Source organism: Vibrio sp. 2096 (assembly GCF_033339595.1).
Lineage (GTDB): Bacteria > Pseudomonadota > Gammaproteobacteria > Enterobacterales > Vibrionaceae > Vibrio > Vibrio alginolyticus.
In genome coordinates, this window is the sequence record NZ_JAWOUX010000089.1 from 1 (window position 1) to 1,121 (window position 1,121).

Annotated in this window: 2 protein-coding genes; both read right to left on the bottom strand. The window is 43.4% G+C overall.

Annotation, left to right across the window (positions count from 1 at the left end; translation table 11 throughout):
- Positions 1-243: 243 nt before the first annotated feature.
- Positions 244-555 carry a c-type cytochrome gene (locus R7Q41_RS24270; RefSeq protein ID WP_025795805.1) on the bottom strand — a complete coding sequence of 104 codons (312 nt, stop codon included), beginning with the start codon at positions 553-555 and terminating at the stop codon, positions 244-246.
- Positions 556-611: 56 nt separating this feature from the next.
- A partial coding sequence (gene tilS, locus R7Q41_RS24275) for a tRNA lysidine(34) synthetase TilS (protein WP_318144738.1) occupies positions 612-1,121 on the bottom strand: 510 nt, incomplete at its 5' end.

Here is a 1,121-nt window from a genome sequence, read left to right on the forward strand (position 1 = left end):
TTCTCGAACATCATCCAGTTTAAATGGCTTGATAATCGCTTCAATTTTTTTCATGTTCATCCCTTAAGCTTCAATCGTTTGCGCATATTATCGTTTAGCGTCTCATAACATTCAATGTTTGTCTCTGGTTCATCAGCTAAAATCCTGAGCTCAATAAGGTTTATTAAGTCGAGACAAAACAAAACCAGAGCAATGCTCTGGTTTTGTAGAAATAAGATAACGACTTGTTAATGCGCTTTTTACTTACTTCAAACTTGAGTAGTAAGCGGCAAGGTTTGCAATATCGTCATCAGAAAGCAGCGACGCCTGAGCCTGCATTACCGCAGCAAGACCACCGCTACGTTCTTTGTTTTTGTAAGCTTTGATTGAGCTCACGATGTACTGCTCGTTTTGCCCTTTCAAATTTGGGTAGCCTGGAATCGTTGCGTTACCGTCTGCGCCATGACATGCCGCACATACTGCAGCTTTAGCTTGTCCCGCAGCGGCATCACCCGCCAGAGCTTGGCCACTCAACATGGTTAGTGCAGCCACTGCACCGATCATTAATCTCTTCATTGCTTCACCTAATCGTTTTTTATTTGAGATAGTTATGGTCGATATTGTGACATGAATTACAAAGGCTTGCGCCAAATGAGTTCACAGTCTTGGCCACTAAATGTTTGATCAACAAACAAGTCTGCGACTGCAACAACTTGGTCTTTGTACATCAAAATCGGGATCTGACGACGTAACCAGCTTGGCACATTGTATTCTTGGAATAACTTTTTCAGTTTACGACTGCGACTACGTGTTGTGGGGTGTGCCGACAAACCTTCGGGATTGAAAGTAACCCTCAATAACTCGGGGTGTGATGGCAGCGAAATATTTGGCTGATGAGAACCCGAACTAAGCGTTAACGTCCCCAAACTCTCTGGTAAAATCAGTGGCTCATCGATTTGGATATGGCCTTGCCAACTCGTCACATCGTCATGAGGCGTAACCCAGTACAATTTGTTTTGGAATCGTCGGATCTCTCCTTGTTTGAGTTTAAGCTTTGGATTGGCATCTTGTTGCGCCAATGCCACTTCTTGCCAAATCAAACGCAATTGAGTTTGACTCGGCATGTTTGCATTCAATTTACT

What these genes read in the sequence shown, in the direction of transcription:
- R7Q41_RS24270 (WP_025795805.1), bottom strand. Translation starts at nt 555, where the DNA reads ATGAAGAGATTAATGATCGGTGCAGTGGCTGCACTAACCATGTTGAGT.